Origin of the sequence: Polaromonas sp. YR568 (assembly GCF_900116715.1) — a bacterium.
GTDB lineage: Bacteria > Pseudomonadota > Gammaproteobacteria > Burkholderiales > Burkholderiaceae_C > Polaromonas.
This window is the reverse complement of sequence record NZ_FPBM01000001.1, coordinates 329,999-347,026: the sequence shown is the minus strand read 5'-3', so window position 1 is coordinate 347,026 and position 17,028 is coordinate 329,999. Positions and strand designations below refer to the sequence as shown.

Genomic DNA, 17,028 nt, shown 5'->3' with positions numbered 1-17,028 from the left:
GCAGACAGTAGGGTCGCCTTTCTTTTGCTTACTTTTCTTTGGCGAAGCAAAGAAAAGTGAGTCGCATGCCGGGCGACCCCGGCCAGCAGAACTCAGCAGAGTCCCCCCACCTGGAAAACAGGAGAAGCGGGTGAATGAGGGAAAGGCCCTCATACAAGAACCTCCTTCTTGCGCCCAAACCTCCGCCCCAACCGATCAAATCCCAAATAGATGACTGGTGTTGTGAAGAGTGTGAGCATCTGGCTAACAATCAAGCCACCAAAAATCGACAACCCCAGCGGCTGCCGCAACTCGGCCCCTTCACCAAAGCCCAGCATCAGTGGTACTGCGGCGAACAAGGCCGCCAGCGTGGTCATCAGGATGGGCCGGAACCGCAGCAGCGCCGCCTGGTGAATCGCTTCCTGCGGAGACTTGCCTTCATTACGTTCGGCATCAATCGCGAAGTCGATCATCATGATGGCGTTCTTCTTCACGATGCCGATCAGCAAAATGATGCCGATGATGCCTATCACCCCGAGGTCGGAGCCGCTGATCATCAGCGCCAGCAGCGCGCCCACGCCGGCCGAGGGCAGGGTGGACAAGATCGTCAGCGGGTGGATATAACTTTCATACAGAACACCCAGCACGATGTAGACGCAGATCACGGCCGCGAGGATCAGCCACAGCTGGTTGGACAGTGAGGCCTGGTAGGCGCCGGCTGCGCCCAGGAAGCTCAGGGTCACGCTGCCGGGCAGGGCGATGTCTTTGGCGGCCTGGCGGATTTCATCGACTGCCGTGCCCAGCGAAACGCCGGGCGCGGTGTCAAAGCCCAGGGTGGTGGCCGGGTACTGGGCCACGCGGGTGATCTGCAGCGGCGCGGGCTGCTCGCGTATGGTCGCAATCGCCGACAGCGGCGTTGTGGTGCCGGAGCCAGTCTTGAGCTGCAGCGCGCCCAGCGAGGCGGGCGTGGCCAGCGGATCCGGCATGGCTTCGAGGATCACGCGGTACTGGTTGGTCTCGGTGAAGATGGTAGAGACAATGCGCTGGCCAAAGGCGCTGTACAGCGCATCGTCGATCGACGAGGTGGTGACCGACAGGCGCGAAGCCGTGTCGCGGTCGACATTGATATACGCCGAGGCGCCGCTGGAGCCGGCGTCAGACGCCACGTTGCGCACGCCGTCCAGTTGCCGCATGCGCTCGGCCAGCTTGTTGGCCCACAGCACCACCGTGGCGTTGTCAGAGCCCTCCAGCGAAATGCGGAACTGCGTGGGGCCGGTTTCGGCGTCAATCGTCAAATCCTGCGTGGGCTGCAAATAGAGCGTCACGCCGGCCACCTTGCCGACGCGCTCCTTGAGCCTGTCCATGGTTTCCTGCTGGCTGCCGCTGCGGCTGGACTTGAGGTTGATCAGCATGCGGCCGGTGTGCAGCATGGTGTTGTTGGCTGCGTCCACCCCGATGAAGGAGCTCAGTGTTTCAACATCCGGGTCTTCAAGAATGGCCTTGGCGGCCGCCTGCTGCAGCCCGGCCATGCGTGCATACGACACCGACTGCGCGGTCTCGATACGGGCCTGCAACTGGCCGGTGTCCTGCGTGGGGAATAAACCCTTGGGGATCAGCACATAGAGCAGCACGGTGAGCAGCAGCGTGCCCAGCGCCACCAGCAGCGTCAGGCCCTGGCGCTTGAGCACCCAGGTGAGCCAGCGGTCGTAATGGTGGATGACCCGGTCGAAAAAGCGCTGCATCCATTGCCCGAAGCGGCCGCCTTCGACTTCGCCTTCAGGGTGGCGCGTGAGCCAGCGTGCCGACATCATGGGCACCAGCGTGAGCGATACCACTGCGGAAATCAGGATGGTGATGGCCAGCGTGACGGCGAATTCGCGGAACAGCCGGCCCACCACGTCGCCCATGAAGAGCAGCGGGATCAGCACGGCGATGAGCGACACCGTCAGCGAGATGATGGTGAAGCCGATCTGCGTCGCGCCCTTGAGGGCTGCGGCCATGGGCTCCTCGCCTTCCTCGATGTAGCGCGAGATGTTTTCGATCATGACGATGGCATCGTCGACGACAAAGCCGGTGGCAATCGTCAGCGCCATCAGGCTCAGGTTGTTCAGGCTATAGCCCAGCAGGTACATGGCGCCGCAGGTGCCTATGAGCGAAATCGGCACGGCCAGGCTGGCGATGACGGTGGCGCGCAGGCTGTGCAAGAACGCAAAAATCACCAGCACCACCAGCAGCACGGCCAGCACCAGTTCGATCTCGACGTGCAGCACCGAGGCGCGTATGCCGGTGGTGCGGTCGCTCAGCACGTCGACCTTGAGGGAGGTCGGAAGGCCCGATTGCAGCTCGGGCAGGCGCGCCTTGATGGCATCTACCGTGGCGATCACGTTGGCGCCGGGCTGGCGCTGCACGTTGAGAATGATGGCCGGCTTCATGCCCGACCATGCGCCCAGTTTGATGTTCTCGGCGCTGTCGACCACCTGCGCCACGTCGGACACCCGGATGGCCGCGCCGTTGCGGTAGGCAATGATGAGGCGCTGGTAGTCGGCCGCGGCCACGAGCTGGTCGTTGGAGTTGATCGAGTAAGAGCGCGTGGGCCCGTCGATGCTGCCCTTGGCGCCGTTGGCATTGGCGGCGGTGATGGCGGTGCGCAGCGAGTCCAGGCCCAGGCCGAAGGTGGCCAGGGCGCGGGTGTCGGCCTGTATGCGCACGGCGGGGCGCTGCCCGCCGCTCAGCGAGACCAGGCCCACGCCGTTGACCTGGCTGATCTTGAGCGCCAGGCGTGTGTTGACGATGTTCTGCACCTCGGTGAGCGGTAGCGTGTCGGAGGTAATGGCCAGCGTGAGCACCGGCGCATCAGCCGGGTTGACCTTGGCATAAACGGGCGGCGCGGGAAGGTCGGCGGGCAGCAGTGAGCCGCCGGCGTTGATGGCGGCCTGCACTTCCTGCTCAGCCACGTCCAGCGTGATGCCCAGGCCGAACTGCAGCGTGACAATGGAAACGCCGGCCGCGCTGGTGGAGCTCAAACGCTGCAGGCCGGACATCTGGCCGAACTGGCGCTCCAGCGGCGCGGTGACAGTCTGGGCCATGACCTCGGGGCTGGCCCCGGGGTAGAGCGTCTGCACCTGGATGGTCGGGTAGTCGACCTGCGGCAGGGCCGAGAGCGGCAAAAACTTGAAGCCCACCAGGCCGGCTAGCACGATGGCCACCATCAGCAAAGAGGTGGCAACCGGGCGCAGGATAAAGGGACGTGAAGGGCTCATGCTCGAGGGTCCTGCCGTGCGGTCATTGCGCCGGCCGTTCGCCCTGGCGGCGTTTGTCCCTCATGCTTTGCCAGCGCGCCAGCGCTTCGGGGTCGCCCTTGTCGATCTGCTCCAGGAAGCGTTTGCGGCGTTCCAGCGCGGCCGGGTCGTCCTTGACCTGGTCTAGCATGCGCTGGCGTTGTTCGGCAGTGGGGCCGGCGATGGAAGGCGGTGCGGCGTTGGGTTGCGCCGCTGCTGCGGGTGCGGGCCCCGAAGGTGCCGGCGCTGAGGTTGACGGGGGTGTTGCGGCCGGCGCTCCCGCAGCCGCGTCGGAAGCCGCGCGGTGCCGGCCCGCCGCAGAAGCGCCGCCGCCCGGTGCGCTGGCGCCGCGGCGCTTGCCGCCCATGCCCATGCCCGCGCCGGGCGCGTCGCCCGGCAGCACCACGCTGGCGCCGTCCTTGAGCCGGTCGGCGCCTTCGGTAATAACGCGCTCGCCGGCTTCCAGGCCGGAAGTGATCACGATTTTGTCTACGGTGGCCTGGCCGCGCTTGACGGGCCGCAGCGAGACGGTGCGGTCCTGGTTGACCACATACACATAGTCGCCCGAGCCGCCCAGGCGCAAGGCCGTGACCGGCACCACCACGGCGTTTTCGATGGTGCGCACCAGCAGGCGCACGTTGACGAACTGGCTGGGGTAGAGGTTGAGCTGGCTGTTGGTGAAGCGGGCCTTGGCCTTGACGGTGCCGGTGGTGATGTCGACCTGGTTGTCCAGCGAAGCGAAGGTACCGGTGTCCAGCGTGACGGCGCGTGTGCGGTCCAGCGCGGTGACCGGCATGGCCTGGCCCTTGGCGGCGTTTTGCTGCAGCTCGCCGACCTGGTCCTGCGGGATGGCGAAGACGACGTCAATGGGCGTGATCTGGGTGATGAGGGCAATGCCGTTGGCGTCGCCGTTGCTCACCACATTGCCCACGTCCACGGTACGCAGGCCGACGCGGCCGCTCACGGGCGCGACCACCCGGGTGTAGCCCAGGTTCAGGCGTGCCGTGCCTTCTGAGGCCTTGTCGACGACGACGGTGCCTTCAAGCTGCTTGACCAGCGCGGCCTGGGTGTCGACCTCCTGGCGGGCGATGGAGTCCTGCTCGAGCAGGGTCTTGAAGCGCTGCAGCGTCACGCGGGCGCTGTCGAGCTGGGCTTCGTCGCGCTGGCGCTGGCCGGTGGCCTGCATTAGGGCCATTTCAAACTGGCGCGGGTCTATGGTGGCCAGTAACTCGCCGGCCTTGACCATCTGGCCTTCCTTGAAGAGCACTTTTTCCATCACGCCCGAAACCTGCGGCCGCACGCGGACGGTGGCCTGCGGGGTGACGGTGCCCAGGGCTTCCAGAACAATCGGGATGCTGGCCCGCTCAGCGGTGGCCACGCCGACCGTGGTGGCCGGCGCGCCGCGCCTGCCGCCCACAAAGCCGCCTCCGGCGGCGTCGGTAGATGGGTGGGTCAAATGCCAGGCCAGCCAGCCTATGCCGGCCAGAGCAATCACGGCGATCACGCTGCCGATGATGGACGCGCGGCGGCTGATGCGTTTGCGGGGAGGGGTCACGGCGCCGTCTTGCGGCGTTTCGGCTTTCGGGTCCATCAGCTGTCCTTGGTGCCCGCCGCTTCAACCGGGTTCAGCCCGGCCGGCGCGGCATTTTTTGTGTTTGATGGGTAGTCATGGCTCCCGTCTGAACAAAACCTTGAGGCTTCATTCGGACGGCGCTGAATAATTATCACTGCAACACTGCGGGCGCAGATATACGGCTCGAAAGAGGCTCGTAAACCTCCTGTAAAGGGGGGCTCGGCCTACAGGCCGGCGGGCAAATGCGGCGTTGCCGCTGCTGAATTGGGGGATTGCTGCTGTTTTGCTAGCTGTTTGCGCTCGTATTCATTGACCTGCAGGTCAACCCCTGACAAAGCCTGGGCTGACTCAGGCGAGCAGGGCCGCCACTTCTGCGTGGCGCGGGATGCCGTCAATGGCGCCGTGCCGCGTCACCGACAGCGCCGCCGCCGCATTGGCCCATTGCATCGCCGAAGGCAATGGTTCGCCGCGCGCCAGCGCCGCTGCCAGTGCGCCGGTGAAGGTGTCGCCAGCGCCTATGGTGTCGCGTACGGGCATGGTCCGGCCCGCCAGCGTGACGGGCGGCTGGCCCGCCTGGTAGAGGCGGCAGCCGGCCGCGCCCAGCGTCACCAGCACGGCACGCGCACCACGGCTGAGCAACTGCCGGGCAGCCTCGGCGGGGGAGCCGTCGTGCCCTGGGCCGGCCAGCAAATAGAGTTCACTCTCATTGGGTGTGAGCACATCCACCAGCGCAAGCAGTTCGTCAGACAGCGGCCGTGCCGGCGCCGGGTTGAGCAGGGTGAGGGCGCCTGCCTGGCGCGCCAGGCGAAAGGCTTCCAGCGTGGCTTCGGCCGGCACTTCGCAGGACGCCATCACGACGCGGCAACCCCGCAGCAGCTGCGCGGCGGCCTGCGCATGGCGTGCGTTCAGGCCCGTGCCCGCGCCGGGGTAGACGGCAATGCTGTTGTCGCCGTCTTCATAGACCAGGATTTGCGCCACGCCGCTGCGCTCGCCCGCTACCTGCTCGACGTGCCGGGTGTCTATGCCTTCGCCCTGCCACAAGGCCATGCCCATGCGGCCGAAGTCGTCGTCGCCGATGCGGGCGATCAGCGCCACACGTGCGCCCTGGCGAGCGGCGGCCACCGCAGCATTGCTGCCTTTGCCGCCCGGGCTGATGCTGAAGCTGCTCGCCATCAGCGTCTCGCCACGGGCGATGGGCCTGGCCACCTGCGAAATCAGGTCGGCGTTCCAGCTCGCGACGCAGACGACATCGGCACTTACATCGTCATTCATGCCGCGATCTCAGGAGTGAAGCGCCGATCTGAGCTGTGGGCGGGTGCCACCAAGCAGACGCCGCGGAACCGGCTTTGCCGGGCCGCAGGTGTCGCCCCTTGAGGGGAGGCGCCGAAGGCGCTTCGGGGAGAATCATTTAGCTCCGTAGCCCATGGTTTGTGGGAGCCAGAGAACGATTTGCGGGAAGAAAGTCATCGCCAGCAACAAGAGCAGCAGCATGACCAGGAAAGGCCAGCCTTCCTTCATCATTTCGCCAATGGGGATGCCGGTGAGCGCCTTGGTCACAAAAAGCAGCATGCCGAAGGGCGGGTGGATCAGGCCGATCATCATGTTAAGCACCACCAGCACGCCGAAGTGCACCAGGTCCACGCCCAGCAGCTTGGCGGCGGGCAGCAGCATGGGCACAAACACCAGCAGCAGCACCGACACGTCGAGGAAGCAGCCCAGCACCAGGAACATGAAGTTCACCATCAGCAAAAAGCCGATCTGCGAAAAATGCATGCTGTCGACCCAGGCCGCCATGGCCTGCGGCACGCCCTCGGCGGTGAAGGCGTAGTTGAGCATGAAGGAGCCGGCCAGGATCATGGTGATGACCGCGCTGCCGCGGGTTGATTCCATCACCACACCCCAGAAGCTGCGCCACGTGAGCGCGCGAAACACCACGGCCGCCAGGATGAGCGCATGCAGCGCGGCCACAGCGGCGGCTTCGGTTGGCGTGAAGATGCCCGAATAAATACCGCCCAGCAGCACGATGGGCATGGACAGCGGCAGCGCGCCGCGAAAGATCAGGCCGGCCCATTCAGAGCGTGGCACAGGTTCGTCGCGCGGCATATTGCGTTTTTTGGCGATGATCGCGACGACGCCCATCATCAGGCCGGCCATCAAAAAGCCCGGCACCACGCCGCCGAGAAAGAGCGCGCCCACCGAGGCGCCCGAGACCAGCGCATAAATCACCATCGGGATCGACGGCGGAATGATGGGGCCCAGCGTGGCGCTGGCCACCACCACGGCGCCGGCAAAGCCGCGTGTGTACTCGGGCTTTTTCAGCATCTGGCGGATGGTGACCAGGCCGGGGCCGGCCGCATCGGCAATCGCGCTGCCGCTCATGCCCGAGAAGATCACGCTGACCAAAATGTCGACCTGCGCCAGGCCGCCGCGCATGCGGCCCACCAGGATGCGGCAGAAGTCAAAAATCCGCTCGCTCACCGTGCCCGCATTCATGATGTTGGCGGCAAACACAAAAAGCGGCACGGCCAGCAGCACATAGCTGTTGTAAAGGCCGTTGCCGATCTGCTCAGCCACCAGGCCTATGTCTTGGCCCTTAACGGCCAGGTAGCCGATACCCGCCGCGATCATTGAAAAGCCGATGGGCATGCGCAGCAGCATGCCGCCGGCCAGCACCCCAACCAATACCCAGATACCGCTTGTCATATCCGCAACTCCGCTTCAAGACCCTTGCCACGGATCGCGTTCCAGATCGCCCAGGCCGAGCGCACCGCCAAAGCAGCAAGCAGCAGCACAAAAGGCATGAAGACCCACTGGAAGGACACGCCCAGCACGGGCGTTCCTTCACGGGCCATGAAGTGCACGTAGTCCCAGCAACCCGGGATGCCCCAGGCCGCCAGGCCGCCCACCAGCAGGTTGCCGATGATGGCCATGGCCTGCCGGCCGCGGTAGGGCACGCTGTTCCACACCAGGTCAAACACCACGTGCTCACGCTCGGGCACCACCACGGCGGCCGCCCACAGAATGACCCACACGTAGAGGATCACAGCGGCCTCGTCCGTCCAGGCCAGGGGCTTGTCGAAGAAAAAACGCGCGGTGATCTGGATCACAAACACGATGAACAGGGTCAGGAAGAGTCCGCCGCCAATGATGTTGGCGGCTTTTTGGGGCCAGCTTTTCATGGGAGTTGTGGTGCTTGCCGCAGGACTTACTTCGTGGCGTTGATGCGCTCAAGCAGGCCTTTGGGCCAGACTTTTGCGTACTCGGAGTTCAGGTAGGTCGTCTGCACGGTCTTGCGGAAGGCGTCCACGTCCGGCGTGGTGACCTGCAACCCTTCCTTCTTGAAGAAGTCCACCAGCTGGCCTTCTTCCTTGATGCGGTTCTCGTTGTTGTAGGCGGCTGCGGCCTGGGCGGCGGCGGTTACCTTGGTCTTTTGCGCGGCGTTCATGCCGTTCCAGGCCTTGTTCGAAATGGCAATGAAGATGCCGTCGACCAGGTGGCTGGTCATGACGATCTGCTTGGTCACTTCATAGAACTTGGCGGCGCGCACGGACGGCAGGGGGTTGTCCTGGCCGTCGATGGTGCCGGTCTTCAGACCCAGGTAAACCTCACCAAAGGCCAGCGGTGTGGGCGTGGCGCCCAGGGCTTCACCCAGAAAGAGCCATTCTTTGGAACCGGGCATGCGCAGCTTCACGCCCTTCAAGTCGGCCGGCACCTTGACATTGCGGGCTTCGCGCAGGTTGACCTGGCGCGTGCCGAGGTAGACGGTGGACAGTGGCGTGACTTCCATCTTTTCAGAGACGTGCTTGAACATCTCGGTGCCTATGGGGCCGGAGAACACCTTTTGCTGGTGGTCCGGGTCGCGCACGATGTAGCCGGCGGTGAAGATGGAGAACTCGGGCACCAGCTTGGCGATGTCAAAGGCCGAGATGGAGGAGAGCTCAAGGTTGCCGCGCGCCATGGCCGCGGGCTCAGTGCCCTGCTTGAAGAGCGAGGCGTTCAGGTTGATCTGCACGTCGAATTCGCCGGGCGCGCTTTTTTCGAGGTTGTCCTTGAAGACCGTCCACATCTTGGCGTGCCAGTCGTCCGGCACGGCCGGGGTGGATACGCGCAGCACCACCTTGTTCTGGGCCTGGGCGGCGGGCAGCAACGCGCCCATCAGCAGGGTGGCGGAAGCCGCGGCCAAAAGCGTGCGGCGAAGGGTGGTCGAGAGGGAAGTCTTCATGGTTGTCTCCTTTTTTAGGTCAATCGTTTTCGGGCTCAGGCCCCGGGTCAGCAGTCGGTACTCAATCTTCAACAATCACTCGGATTTTGTATCAATCCCGAAGGCGGCGATGGTTTTTTCCAGCGCCTGGTATTCATCAGCTGTCAGGGCTACCAGCGGCGCACGCACGCGCAGCCAGGCTTTATCGCCGCTCAATATCGCCATGATGCCCTTGAGGGCCGGCATCAGCGAATAGCCGTTCAGCAGGCCGATCAGCTTGACGACACGCTCGCGCTCGGCCGGCGTCGCGGCTGCATCGGGCTCAGTCACCAGGCGCTTGACCAGCCGCGGCATGAAGTTGGCCAGGCCGCTGATGGCGCCCGTGCTGCCGCGCTTGCCCATCTCGGGCAGGTCGGGCTCAAAGCCGACATAAACCGTCATGTCTTTCATGAAGGCATTGGCCAGGCCCACCGAGTGCTCGGTGTTGCAGGCGCTGTCCTTGATGCCGACGATGGTGTCCGGGTACTGCTTCTTGAGCGTGCTGATCACATGGTGCGACAGCGGAACGCCGGTGACCTGGGGGATGTGGTACAGGTAAAGCTTGAAGGGCGTGCCGGCCATGCCGTCGATGACGTAGCGGTAGCCGTCGATGATGCCCTGGTCGGAAACACCCTTGAGGAAAAACGGCGGCAGCATCAGGCAGCCGTGCACGCCCGCTGTCACGGCGTGGCGCGTGAGCTCCAGCGTTTCGGGCAGGGCGGCGCAGCTGGTCGAGACCATGATTTGCGCGGCTGGAATGCCGTTTTTAATCAGTTGGTCAATCGCTTCCTTGCGCTCTTGCAATGAGAACGAAGGGCCTTCGCCCGTGGTGCCGAAAGCCGTCACGCCGGGGCAGCCGCTGGCGATCAGCGCCTTGCAGTGGGCGGCGAATTTGGCATGGTCAATGCCGAGATCGGCCGTGAGCGGCGTCAGCAGGGCGGGCCAGATGCCGCGAAAGGATTTTTCGGCGGCGGGGAAAGAACGCGTCATTCAGGGGTCTCCAAAGACCACGGCATGTCGGGCCGCGGCAGTCCTAGCACGCGTCGGTGCGCGCTTTCGATGTGGTGGCTCAGGCGGTCGACCACGGCTTGTGCGTCGCGCCGCTTGAGGGCGTCGATAAACCAGAGATGCTCTTCCATCGCGGGAATCAGCACATCCGGGGAAAGGGATGAGGCTTCAAGCTTGATCAGGCGCACCCGCAGGCTGTTGATGCGGTAGACCTCGGAGATCAGCTCATTGCCCAGCGCGTCGATCATCAAATCGTGCAGGCCCCAGTCGACCGTGGTGGCGTCTTCCAGCAGGGCGTCGTCAATCGCCTTCTTTTTGGCGCGCTTGACGATGTTGAGGTGGGCCTGCTCGATGGCGGCGAGATCGGTGTCGGACACCGTGGTAACAAAGCGGCTGGCGGCTTCGCGCTCCAGCAGGCGGCGCAGCTGGAAGGCGTTGTTGATCAGTTTCAAATCCACATGCGCCACCTGCAGGCCGCGCTGCGGCACGGTCTTGAGAAGGCCTTCGGCTTCCAGGCGGGGAATCAGCTCGCGTACCGCGCCCAGCGGCATGCCCAGCAGCTGCATCAGCTCGCGCTGCGAGACGAACTGGCCGGGGCGGATGTTTGCGTCAACAATCTGCTGCTGAAAACTCGCATAGGCCTGCGCGCGCAAGCTGATGGGGGCGGTTGCGGCGCTGTTCATGAAGGTCAATCCGCGTCGCTGGAGATCACACCCTTGCGCAGCAGGATGTTGCCGTACTTGCGCTGCTCACCGGTTTGCAGGATGAGGAAGGCGTTTTGCGCCTGGGCGTAAAAGTCAAACCGCTCGAGCGTGGCGGCAGGGCGTTCACCGGCCTGGCGCAGCACATTGCCAAATTCGGCGACGGGTTCGGGAACTGAGTGGGCATCGCCCACCACCTGCATGGTCCAGGCCGCATCCGGCACAAAGTTGTCTAGCGGCAAAAGCTGCAGCACGGCCTGAAGCGCCTGGGTCGAGGTAGCGCCCGCCAGCTGCACCAGCCGGGCGCCGCTTTTGTGCGCCACCTGTGTTGCGGGAAAGTTCGCATCCACAATCGCCACGTCATCGCCATGGCCCATGCTGGCCAGGGCGTGCAAGGCGTCGGGTGTGAGCAGGGGCGGGATGTTCTTAAGCATAAAAATGAGCCCCCACGCTTTTCACTTCGTGTAATACGCTGCCCCCCGAGGGGGCCGGCCTTGCTTGGGGCGGCCCGGCGCGGCGGCCAGTGATTTGCTGATGGGGTGTCATTGGATTTGAAGGAACTTCGGGATTTCCCGCTGTCAATCACTGACATGTTAGTCATAACATGACTGAACTTTTATCAGGACTAACCCTGAATCCGAATGAAACCGAAATTGAAATCAAAGCCGGTATGACCACTGCGACTGGGGGCATGGCCCCTGTTTTCTCTGCCTGCGAGGGAAGCGGCCTGCGGCTGGGCCTGGGTGGCGCGCCGCTGGGCAACCTGTTCAGCGCCGTTTCGGATGCCGATGCCAGGGCGCTGATTGACGCCGCCTGGGCCGATGGCTGCCGCACTTTTGACACAGCGCCGCATTACGGCCACGGCTTGTCGGAGCGGCGCCTGGGCGATGCGTTGCGCGGGCACCCGAGGGACGGCTATGTGCTCTCCAGCAAGGTGGGCCGCTTGCTGCTGCCGGACGCGAATGCCGCACGCGCCCAGCACGGCTACGTCGACATATTGCCTTTTAATCAGGTGTGGGACTTCAGTGCGGCCGGTACACGCCGCAGCGTGGAAGAAAGCCTGCAGCGCCTGGGTTTGCCGCGGCTGGATGTGGTGTATGTGCATGACCCCGATGCGGCTTCGCACGGCGAGCGCGCGCCGGCAGTCTTGCGGCAGGTGATAAGCGAAACCCTGCCCGAGTTGCGGCAGATGAAGCGGGAAGGGCTGATCCGTGCCATAGGCTTGGGCACCAACGATGTGGACGTGGTGTTGCAGGTGCTGCGCGAATCTGAACTGGACGTGCTGATGCTGGCCGGGCGCTACAGCCTGCTGGACCACAGCGCGCTGGCTGCGCTGTTGCCACAGTGCGCGGCACGCGGTGTGCGCATTGCGCTGGGCGGGGTGTTCAACTCGGGCATTCTGGCGACCGGTGCACGGGGTGGGGCAGCGAGTTTTAATTATGCGCCGGCTGCGGGCGAATGGCTTGAGCGAACCGCCCGCATCGAATCGGTGTGTGAGACGCACGGCGTGCCGCTGCGCGCAGCGGCGCTGCAGTTTCCGCTGGCCCATGTGGCAGTAGAGATCGTGATGCTGGGCGCACGCAAGGTCGCCGAATGGGCCGATGCGGTGGCGATGATGCAGCACCCGATTCCCCCCGCATTCTGGGCCGACTTGCGCCAGCAGGGCCTGCTGCCGGCAGAGGCGCCCACGCCATGACGGCGATGGCAAAGATCGACGCGCACTTTCATTGCTGGCAACTGGCGCGGGGCGACTATGGCTGGCTAACCCCGGCGCTGGCGCCTGTCTACCGTGATGTGGCCGTGGCCGACTGGCAGGCGCAGTCCGTGCCGCATGGCATCACCGGTGGCGTATTGGTGCAGGCCGCGCCGACCGAAGCCGAGACGCGGTTTTTGCTGGCCCAGGCCGAGGCGAACCCTGCGGTGCTGGGCGTGGTGGGCTGGGTGGACATGCTGGCCGCCGACGCCCCGGCCCGCATCGAGAAACTGGCAAAACACCCGCGCCTGAAGGGCTTGCGGCCGATGTTGCAGGACATCGCCGATGCCGAATGGATATTGCAGCCCGCGCTGACGCCGGCTTTGCGCGCCATGGCGGATTGCGGCCTCGTGTTTGACGCGCTGGTGAAGTCCGTCCATTTGCCCCACATCCTGACGCTGGCCGCGCGCCATCCTGAGTTGCGCATGGTGATTGATCACTGTGCCAAGCCAGACATCGCAGCGGGCGGATGGCAACCCTGGGCCGAAGGCATAACGCGCATCGCGAATGAAACCCAGGCCATGTGCAAACTCTCAGGCTTGATGACCGAAGCCGGCCCGAACCCGCAGCCAGGCGCTGTGCGGCGCTGGGGCGAACACGTGCTGCAAAGCTTTGGCGCCGACCGTGTCGTGTGGGGCAGCGACTGGCCGGTGCTGGAACTGGCCAGTACTTACGCCCAGTGGTGGGGTGAGGCGCAGCAGCTGCTTGCCGGGCTGGACGCGAAGGGTCAGACGGCGGTGATGGGTGAGAACGCGGTGAGGCTTTACCGGCTTGATCGAGGGCGGTGACCGGCGCTCTCTAGAATGGCCGATTGCTGTTCAAAAAGGTGATCGCGTGACTGACTCTTCTTCCCCATCTCAATCCCAGACTTCGCTAACGGTGCTCCGCGCCGACTATGCCAACCCGGTGCATGCAGCCGCAGTCGTAGACCTGCTCGATGTGTATGCGCGCGACCTGGCAGGCGGGGGCCACCCGCTCAGCGATTTCGCCAAAGACAATCTCATCAAGGAACTTGCCGCGCGCCCGCAGGCCTTCAGCGTGCTCGCATTTGAGGGTGAGCAGGCCGTGGGCCTCATCAACTGCATTGAGGGTTTCTCCACCTTTGCCTGTCGTCCGCTGGTCAACGTCCATGACGTGTCCGTGCGACCCGGCTACCGTGGCCAGCGCATCGGCGAGAAGATGCTGGCAAAGGTAGAAGAGATTGCGCGCGAGCGCGGCGCCTGCAAGCTGACGCTGGAAGCGCTGCAAGGCAATGTGGGCGCCATCAAGCTGTATGAGCGTGTGGGCTTTGGTGGTTTCCAGCTGGATCCGGCGATGGGGCAAGCGCGGTTTTTTCAGAAGTGGCTGGAGTAAGTCCACATCGAGACCCCGGCCTCTATCGCCGGAATCGGAGATCCATAAAGATGAGTAATACGACTCGCCACCTGATCTGGGGCATTGGCTGGTTCTGCGGCACACCCCTTATCTTCATCATCTCGGTTGAGGCAGGCCTTATCCCGGCCAGTTCACCGCTTGGCTCCGCAGTTGTTTCGTTTCTGTGGACCTTCGGACTTATAGGCGTTTTTTTATCCTGGGCGCTTAAGGATGCGCCGTCTCATGGGAAGTCGCGCTACGTAGCGCTGATATTCACCGTAGCGTGGTTCCTGGTGCTTGTATTCGCTGTATTTCCTTATCTTTTTGCAACGCGCGGCGCCAAAGGTGGATTCTTGGCGTCACTGAAATTTCTCTCGCTTCTTCTCGTGCTCGGGATATTCTGGGTGGGTGCTTTTCGTCTCTCGGATGCGCTCTTGGGGGTAGGTGCTAGTCAATCGGGTCAACTCACCGCGCGCCCGCTTTGGGCCCAGAGTGGCATTTCTCCCCGATTTTTACAAACTCCCTTTCAGTCCGACGAGCCTTCGCTCCTGCGGCCAATCAGGTGTTCTTCCCTTTCTTCGAGAGAAACAAGTACTTCTCGGTCCTAAATCTCCTTCGTCACCCGGTTGGCCAACACGCCCAGGCTGTCGTTAACAACCTCCACCAAGTCACCGGTTTGCAGCGCCGGCAGGGTCGGGCCGTCGCAGCCCATCCAGATCACGTCGCCGGGGTGCAGCGTCACAAATTCGGTCATGCGCGCGATGTAGTGGGCGATGCTGAAGATCATGTCTGCGGTGTTGTACTCGCTGACAGTTTTGCCGTTGACACGAACGCCAATGGTTTGTGCCATCGGGTCTATGCCGTTGACGACAAACGGCCCCATCGGTTTGAAGGTGTCGATGTTCTTGGCGCGCCACAAGGTGCTGTCGGACTTTTGGTAGGCCCGCTCGCTCAGGTCGTTGCCCAGTGTGTAACCGCAGATGCAGTCGAGCGCATTGGCCTCGGTCAGGTGTTTGGCTTTGCGCCCGACGACTGCGACGATCTCGCCCTCGAATTCAATGGAGCCGGTCGAGTTGCGCGGAACCACGATGTCGGAGCCGCTGCCTGTGAGTGCGTTGGGCGAGCGGTAACCGATATCGGCCTGCGTGGGCACCGACAGGGTCATGCGGTGGTAGTCGTTGGCCCAGTGCACATGCGACACATAGTTGCGGCCTGCCGCATAAAAGTTGCCCGGCACCACCGGCGGCAACAGCTTGAGCGATGCGAGCGCATGGCTTTTGCCGGTGCGCGTGACCGTCTCATAGGGCGCGTGCGCCAGCTCGAAGACGGTGTCGCCTTCCACCAATCCGTACGCCGGGCCCGTTGGGCCTTCATATCTGCACCATTTCATCGTCAGTCCGCCTTGATCTTGGCGTCGCGTATCACCTGGCCGACGCGGTCTGACATGGTGCGCACAAAGGTGGCGAACTCGGCCGGCGAGTTGCCGCCCGGGTCCAGCATCTGGTCGTCCAGGCGCTTTTTGTATTCGGGGCTGTTGATGGCCGCCGCCAGTTCGCGGTTCAGGTAGTTGACGACGTCGGACGGCGTGCCCGCCGGAACAAACGCGCCCACCCAGCCCGTCATCTCGAAGCCGGGCAGAAACTCGGACATCGCGGGCACGTTGGGCAGCCTGGGGTCGCGTTTGGCGCTCACGGTGGCCAGCGGCCTCAAGCGCTCCTTGTTGCCGACGACGAGCAGCGAGGATTCAAAGATCAGGTCCACCTGGCCCGACATGACGTCGGTCAACGGCGAGTTTTTATAGGGAACATGCAGCAGGTCGATATTGGCCTGCTTCTTGAACATCTCGCCCAGGATGTGCGAGATATGGCCTGAGCCGTAGCTGGCAAAGCTGATCTTGCCCGGCTGCTTTTTGGCCATCTCTATCACCTCCTGCACGCTCTTGGGGCCGGTCGCGACGTTGGTGACCAGCATGGGCGCGCCTGAATAAATCAGCGTGACGGGGATGAAGTCCTTCTGCGGGTCGAAATTCAGCTTGTAGAGGTGCGGGTTGGCGGTGAAGACGCCGCTGGAGGCGATCAGCACGGTGTAACCGTCAGCGGGCGCCTTGGCCGCAAAGGCCGCGCCTATGTTGCCGCCGGCGCCCACGCGGTTGTCGATGACCACCGGCTGCTTGATGTTTTTGCTGAGGCGGTCGGCCAGGGCTCGTGCCGCAAGGTCGCCGGCATTGCCGGGCGGCACCGGCACGATGAACTGGATCGGCTTGCTGGGGAAGGGGTCGGCCGCCCGCACGGCGGGCGCTATGCCGGCCCCCAGCGCCAGGCTGATGGCCGCGGTCTTCAAGAGGACGGAGGGTTTCATTTTTGGCCTGCCTTTCTGGCTGCCAGCCACTTGTCGGCGTTGATCCACTCGCCCTGTTTGGTGCAGGAGGCCAGGCCCAGCTCAACGAACAGCGGCGCGATCTCGTCCGGGGTTTTCAGCGTCATTGGATCTTCGTCGGGAATGGCGCGGGCGCGCATCTCGGTGCGCGTGGCCATGGGGCTCACGGTATTGACGCGGATCGGTGTGTCCTGGCCTTCGATCATGTAGATGCGGGCCACGGACTCCAGCGCGGCCTTGCTAACGGCATAGGAGCCGGTGCCCACCTTGGCCATGGTGGCGACCTGCGCGCTCAGAAACACCACACGGCCTGAGTCGGACTTGCGCAGCAAAGCATCCAGGCCCTGCAGCAGCAGCAGGTTGGCATGCACATTGATCTGAAAGGTCTGGCGCCAGACATCGAGCGGGTAGCTGATGATGGGCTGGCGCGCGCCCAGCGAGGCGGCGTTGGCGATAAACACGTCGAGGCGGGGAAAGTTGGCGCGGATTTTGGCGGTGGCCGCACGGACGGAGTCGTCGTTCTCCTGGTCAAGCTCGACCACGCTGGCTTTGCCGCCGGCGGCGCGAAAGCTGGCCGCCAGTTCCTCCAGCGCCTTGAGGTTGCGGCCGGCCAGGATGCACTCGGCGCCTTCGCGCGCGTATTCCTTTGCGATGGCCAGGCCGATGCCGCGGTTCGCGCCCGTGATCAGCGCGATGCGCCCTGAAAGTTGTCCACTCATGTTGTCTCCAGATTGATTGTCAAAGTTGTCTGTTGCCCCACAGCCTGT

Annotated in this window: 15 protein-coding genes; 3 read left to right on the top strand and 12 right to left on the bottom strand. The window is 64.0% G+C overall.

Translation table 11 applies throughout. The annotated features are described in order from the left end of the window. Positions 1-149 precede the first annotated feature (149 nt). The 9 genes from BM408_RS01630 to BM408_RS01590 form a co-directional block, all read right to left on the bottom strand. Positions 150-3,239: an efflux RND transporter permease subunit gene (locus BM408_RS01630; protein WP_092126253.1), complete on the bottom strand. Its 3,090-nt coding sequence runs from the start codon at positions 3,237-3,239 to the stop codon at positions 150-152. A gap of 22 nt (positions 3,240-3,261) precedes the next feature. Further along, positions 3,262-4,848 (bottom strand): efflux RND transporter periplasmic adaptor subunit, encoded by a 1,587-nt coding sequence (locus BM408_RS01625; protein WP_092126251.1) that lies wholly within the window; start codon positions 4,846-4,848, stop codon positions 3,262-3,264. A 330-nt stretch (positions 4,849-5,178) separates the two neighbouring features. After that, the gene (locus tag BM408_RS01620; RefSeq protein ID WP_092126249.1) at positions 5,179-6,102 is read right to left on the bottom strand and encodes a ribokinase; all 924 of its coding nucleotides are present in this window, start codon (positions 6,100-6,102) and stop codon (positions 5,179-5,181) included. Between the two features lie 132 nt (positions 6,103-6,234). Then, positions 6,235-7,533, bottom strand: coding sequence for a TRAP transporter large permease (locus tag BM408_RS01615; RefSeq protein WP_092126247.1), 1,299 nt, complete (start codon positions 7,531-7,533; stop codon positions 6,235-6,237). After that, positions 7,530-8,009, bottom strand: coding sequence for a TRAP transporter small permease (locus BM408_RS01610; RefSeq protein WP_092126245.1), 480 nt, complete (start codon positions 8,007-8,009; stop codon positions 7,530-7,532). Before BM408_RS01610 ends, BM408_RS01615 begins: the two co-directional genes overlap by 4 nt. Before the next feature lie 26 nt (positions 8,010-8,035). Further along, on the bottom strand, positions 8,036-9,052 hold the full coding sequence (locus tag BM408_RS01605; protein WP_092126243.1) for a sialic acid TRAP transporter substrate-binding protein SiaP: 1,017 nt from the start codon (positions 9,050-9,052) through the stop codon (positions 8,036-8,038). A 75-nt stretch (positions 9,053-9,127) separates the two neighbouring features. Beyond that, positions 9,128-10,060 carry a dihydrodipicolinate synthase family protein gene (locus BM408_RS01600; protein ID WP_092126241.1) on the bottom strand — a complete coding sequence of 311 codons (933 nt, stop codon included), beginning with the start codon at positions 10,058-10,060 and terminating at the stop codon, positions 9,128-9,130. Further along, positions 10,057-10,761: a GntR family transcriptional regulator gene (locus BM408_RS01595; protein WP_092127243.1), complete on the bottom strand. Its 705-nt coding sequence runs from the start codon at positions 10,759-10,761 to the stop codon at positions 10,057-10,059. Before BM408_RS01595 ends, BM408_RS01600 begins: the two co-directional genes overlap by 4 nt. 5 nt (positions 10,762-10,766) lie before the next feature. After that, positions 10,767-11,213, bottom strand: coding sequence for an RbsD/FucU family protein (locus BM408_RS01590; protein ID WP_092126239.1), 447 nt, complete (start codon positions 11,211-11,213; stop codon positions 10,767-10,769). Positions 11,214-11,470: 257 nt separating this feature from the next. Between BM408_RS01590 and BM408_RS01585 the strand changes: the two genes are divergently transcribed. Genes BM408_RS01585 through BM408_RS01575 form a run of 3 tightly spaced genes read left to right on the top strand, consistent with a single transcriptional unit; the run spans position 11,471 to position 13,885 of the window. Then, positions 11,471-12,475: an aldo/keto reductase gene (locus BM408_RS01585; RefSeq protein ID WP_092126237.1), complete on the top strand. Its 1,005-nt coding sequence runs from the start codon at positions 11,471-11,473 to the stop codon at positions 12,473-12,475. After that, complete coding sequence (locus tag BM408_RS01580) at positions 12,472-13,320, top strand: amidohydrolase family protein (RefSeq protein WP_254774669.1); 849 nt, start codon at positions 12,472-12,474, stop codon at positions 13,318-13,320. Before BM408_RS01585 ends, BM408_RS01580 begins: the two co-directional genes overlap by 4 nt. 46 nt (positions 13,321-13,366) lie before the next feature. Beyond that, the gene (locus BM408_RS01575) at positions 13,367-13,885 is read left to right on the top strand and encodes a GNAT family N-acetyltransferase (RefSeq protein ID WP_092126234.1); all 519 of its coding nucleotides are present in this window, start codon (positions 13,367-13,369) and stop codon (positions 13,883-13,885) included. A 604-nt stretch (positions 13,886-14,489) separates the two neighbouring features. Here the strand turns inward: BM408_RS01575 and BM408_RS01570 are convergent. Genes BM408_RS01570 through BM408_RS01560 form a run of 3 tightly spaced genes read right to left on the bottom strand, consistent with a single transcriptional unit; the run spans position 14,490 to position 16,980 of the window. After that, positions 14,490-15,275 carry a fumarylacetoacetate hydrolase family protein gene (locus BM408_RS01570; RefSeq protein ID WP_092126232.1) on the bottom strand — a complete coding sequence of 262 codons (786 nt, stop codon included), beginning with the start codon at positions 15,273-15,275 and terminating at the stop codon, positions 14,490-14,492. 2 nt (positions 15,276-15,277) lie between these two features. Then, a complete protein-coding gene (locus BM408_RS01565; protein WP_092126230.1) occupies positions 15,278-16,243 on the bottom strand; it encodes a Bug family tripartite tricarboxylate transporter substrate binding protein in 966 nt (321 codons plus the stop codon). Next, positions 16,240-16,980, bottom strand: coding sequence for an SDR family NAD(P)-dependent oxidoreductase (locus BM408_RS01560; protein WP_092126228.1), 741 nt, complete (start codon positions 16,978-16,980; stop codon positions 16,240-16,242). The genes BM408_RS01565 and BM408_RS01560 overlap by 4 nt, the downstream gene beginning before the upstream one ends. Positions 16,981-17,028 lie beyond the last annotated feature (48 nt).

Excerpts from the sequence above, each read along its gene's own strand:
- BM408_RS01565 (WP_092126230.1), bottom strand. The coding sequence starts at position 16,243 with ATGAAACCCTCCGTCCTCTTGAAGACCGCGGCCATCAGCCTGGCGCTG.
- BM408_RS01595 (WP_092127243.1), bottom strand. The coding sequence starts at position 10,761 with ATGAACAGCGCCGCAACCGCCCCCATCAGCTTGCGCGCGCAGGCCTAT.
- BM408_RS01590 (WP_092126239.1), bottom strand. The coding sequence starts at position 11,213 with ATGCTTAAGAACATCCCGCCCCTGCTCACACCCGACGCCTTGCACGCC.
- BM408_RS01625 (WP_092126251.1), bottom strand. The coding sequence starts at position 4,848 with ATGGACCCGAAAGCCGAAACGCCGCAAGACGGCGCCGTGACCCCTCCC.
- BM408_RS01600 (WP_092126241.1), bottom strand. The coding sequence starts at position 10,060 with ATGACGCGTTCTTTCCCCGCCGCCGAAAAATCCTTTCGCGGCATCTGG.
- BM408_RS01570 (WP_092126232.1), bottom strand. The coding sequence starts at position 15,275 with ATGAAATGGTGCAGATATGAAGGCCCAACGGGCCCGGCGTACGGATTG.
- BM408_RS01605 (WP_092126243.1), bottom strand. The coding sequence starts at position 9,052 with ATGAAGACTTCCCTCTCGACCACCCTTCGCCGCACGCTTTTGGCCGCG.
- BM408_RS01620 (WP_092126249.1), bottom strand. The coding sequence starts at position 6,102 with ATGAATGACGATGTAAGTGCCGATGTCGTCTGCGTCGCGAGCTGGAAC.
- BM408_RS01610 (WP_092126245.1), bottom strand. The coding sequence starts at position 8,009 with ATGAAAAGCTGGCCCCAAAAAGCCGCCAACATCATTGGCGGCGGACTC.
- BM408_RS01585 (WP_092126237.1), top strand. The coding sequence starts at position 11,471 with ATGGCCCCTGTTTTCTCTGCCTGCGAGGGAAGCGGCCTGCGGCTGGGC.
- BM408_RS01615 (WP_092126247.1), bottom strand. The coding sequence starts at position 7,533 with ATGACAAGCGGTATCTGGGTATTGGTTGGGGTGCTGGCCGGCGGCATG.
- BM408_RS01630 (WP_092126253.1), bottom strand. The coding sequence starts at position 3,239 with ATGAGCCCTTCACGTCCCTTTATCCTGCGCCCGGTTGCCACCTCTTTG.
- BM408_RS01580 (WP_254774669.1), top strand. The coding sequence starts at position 12,472 with ATGACGGCGATGGCAAAGATCGACGCGCACTTTCATTGCTGGCAACTG.
- BM408_RS01560 (WP_092126228.1), bottom strand. The coding sequence starts at position 16,980 with ATGAGTGGACAACTTTCAGGGCGCATCGCGCTGATCACGGGCGCGAAC.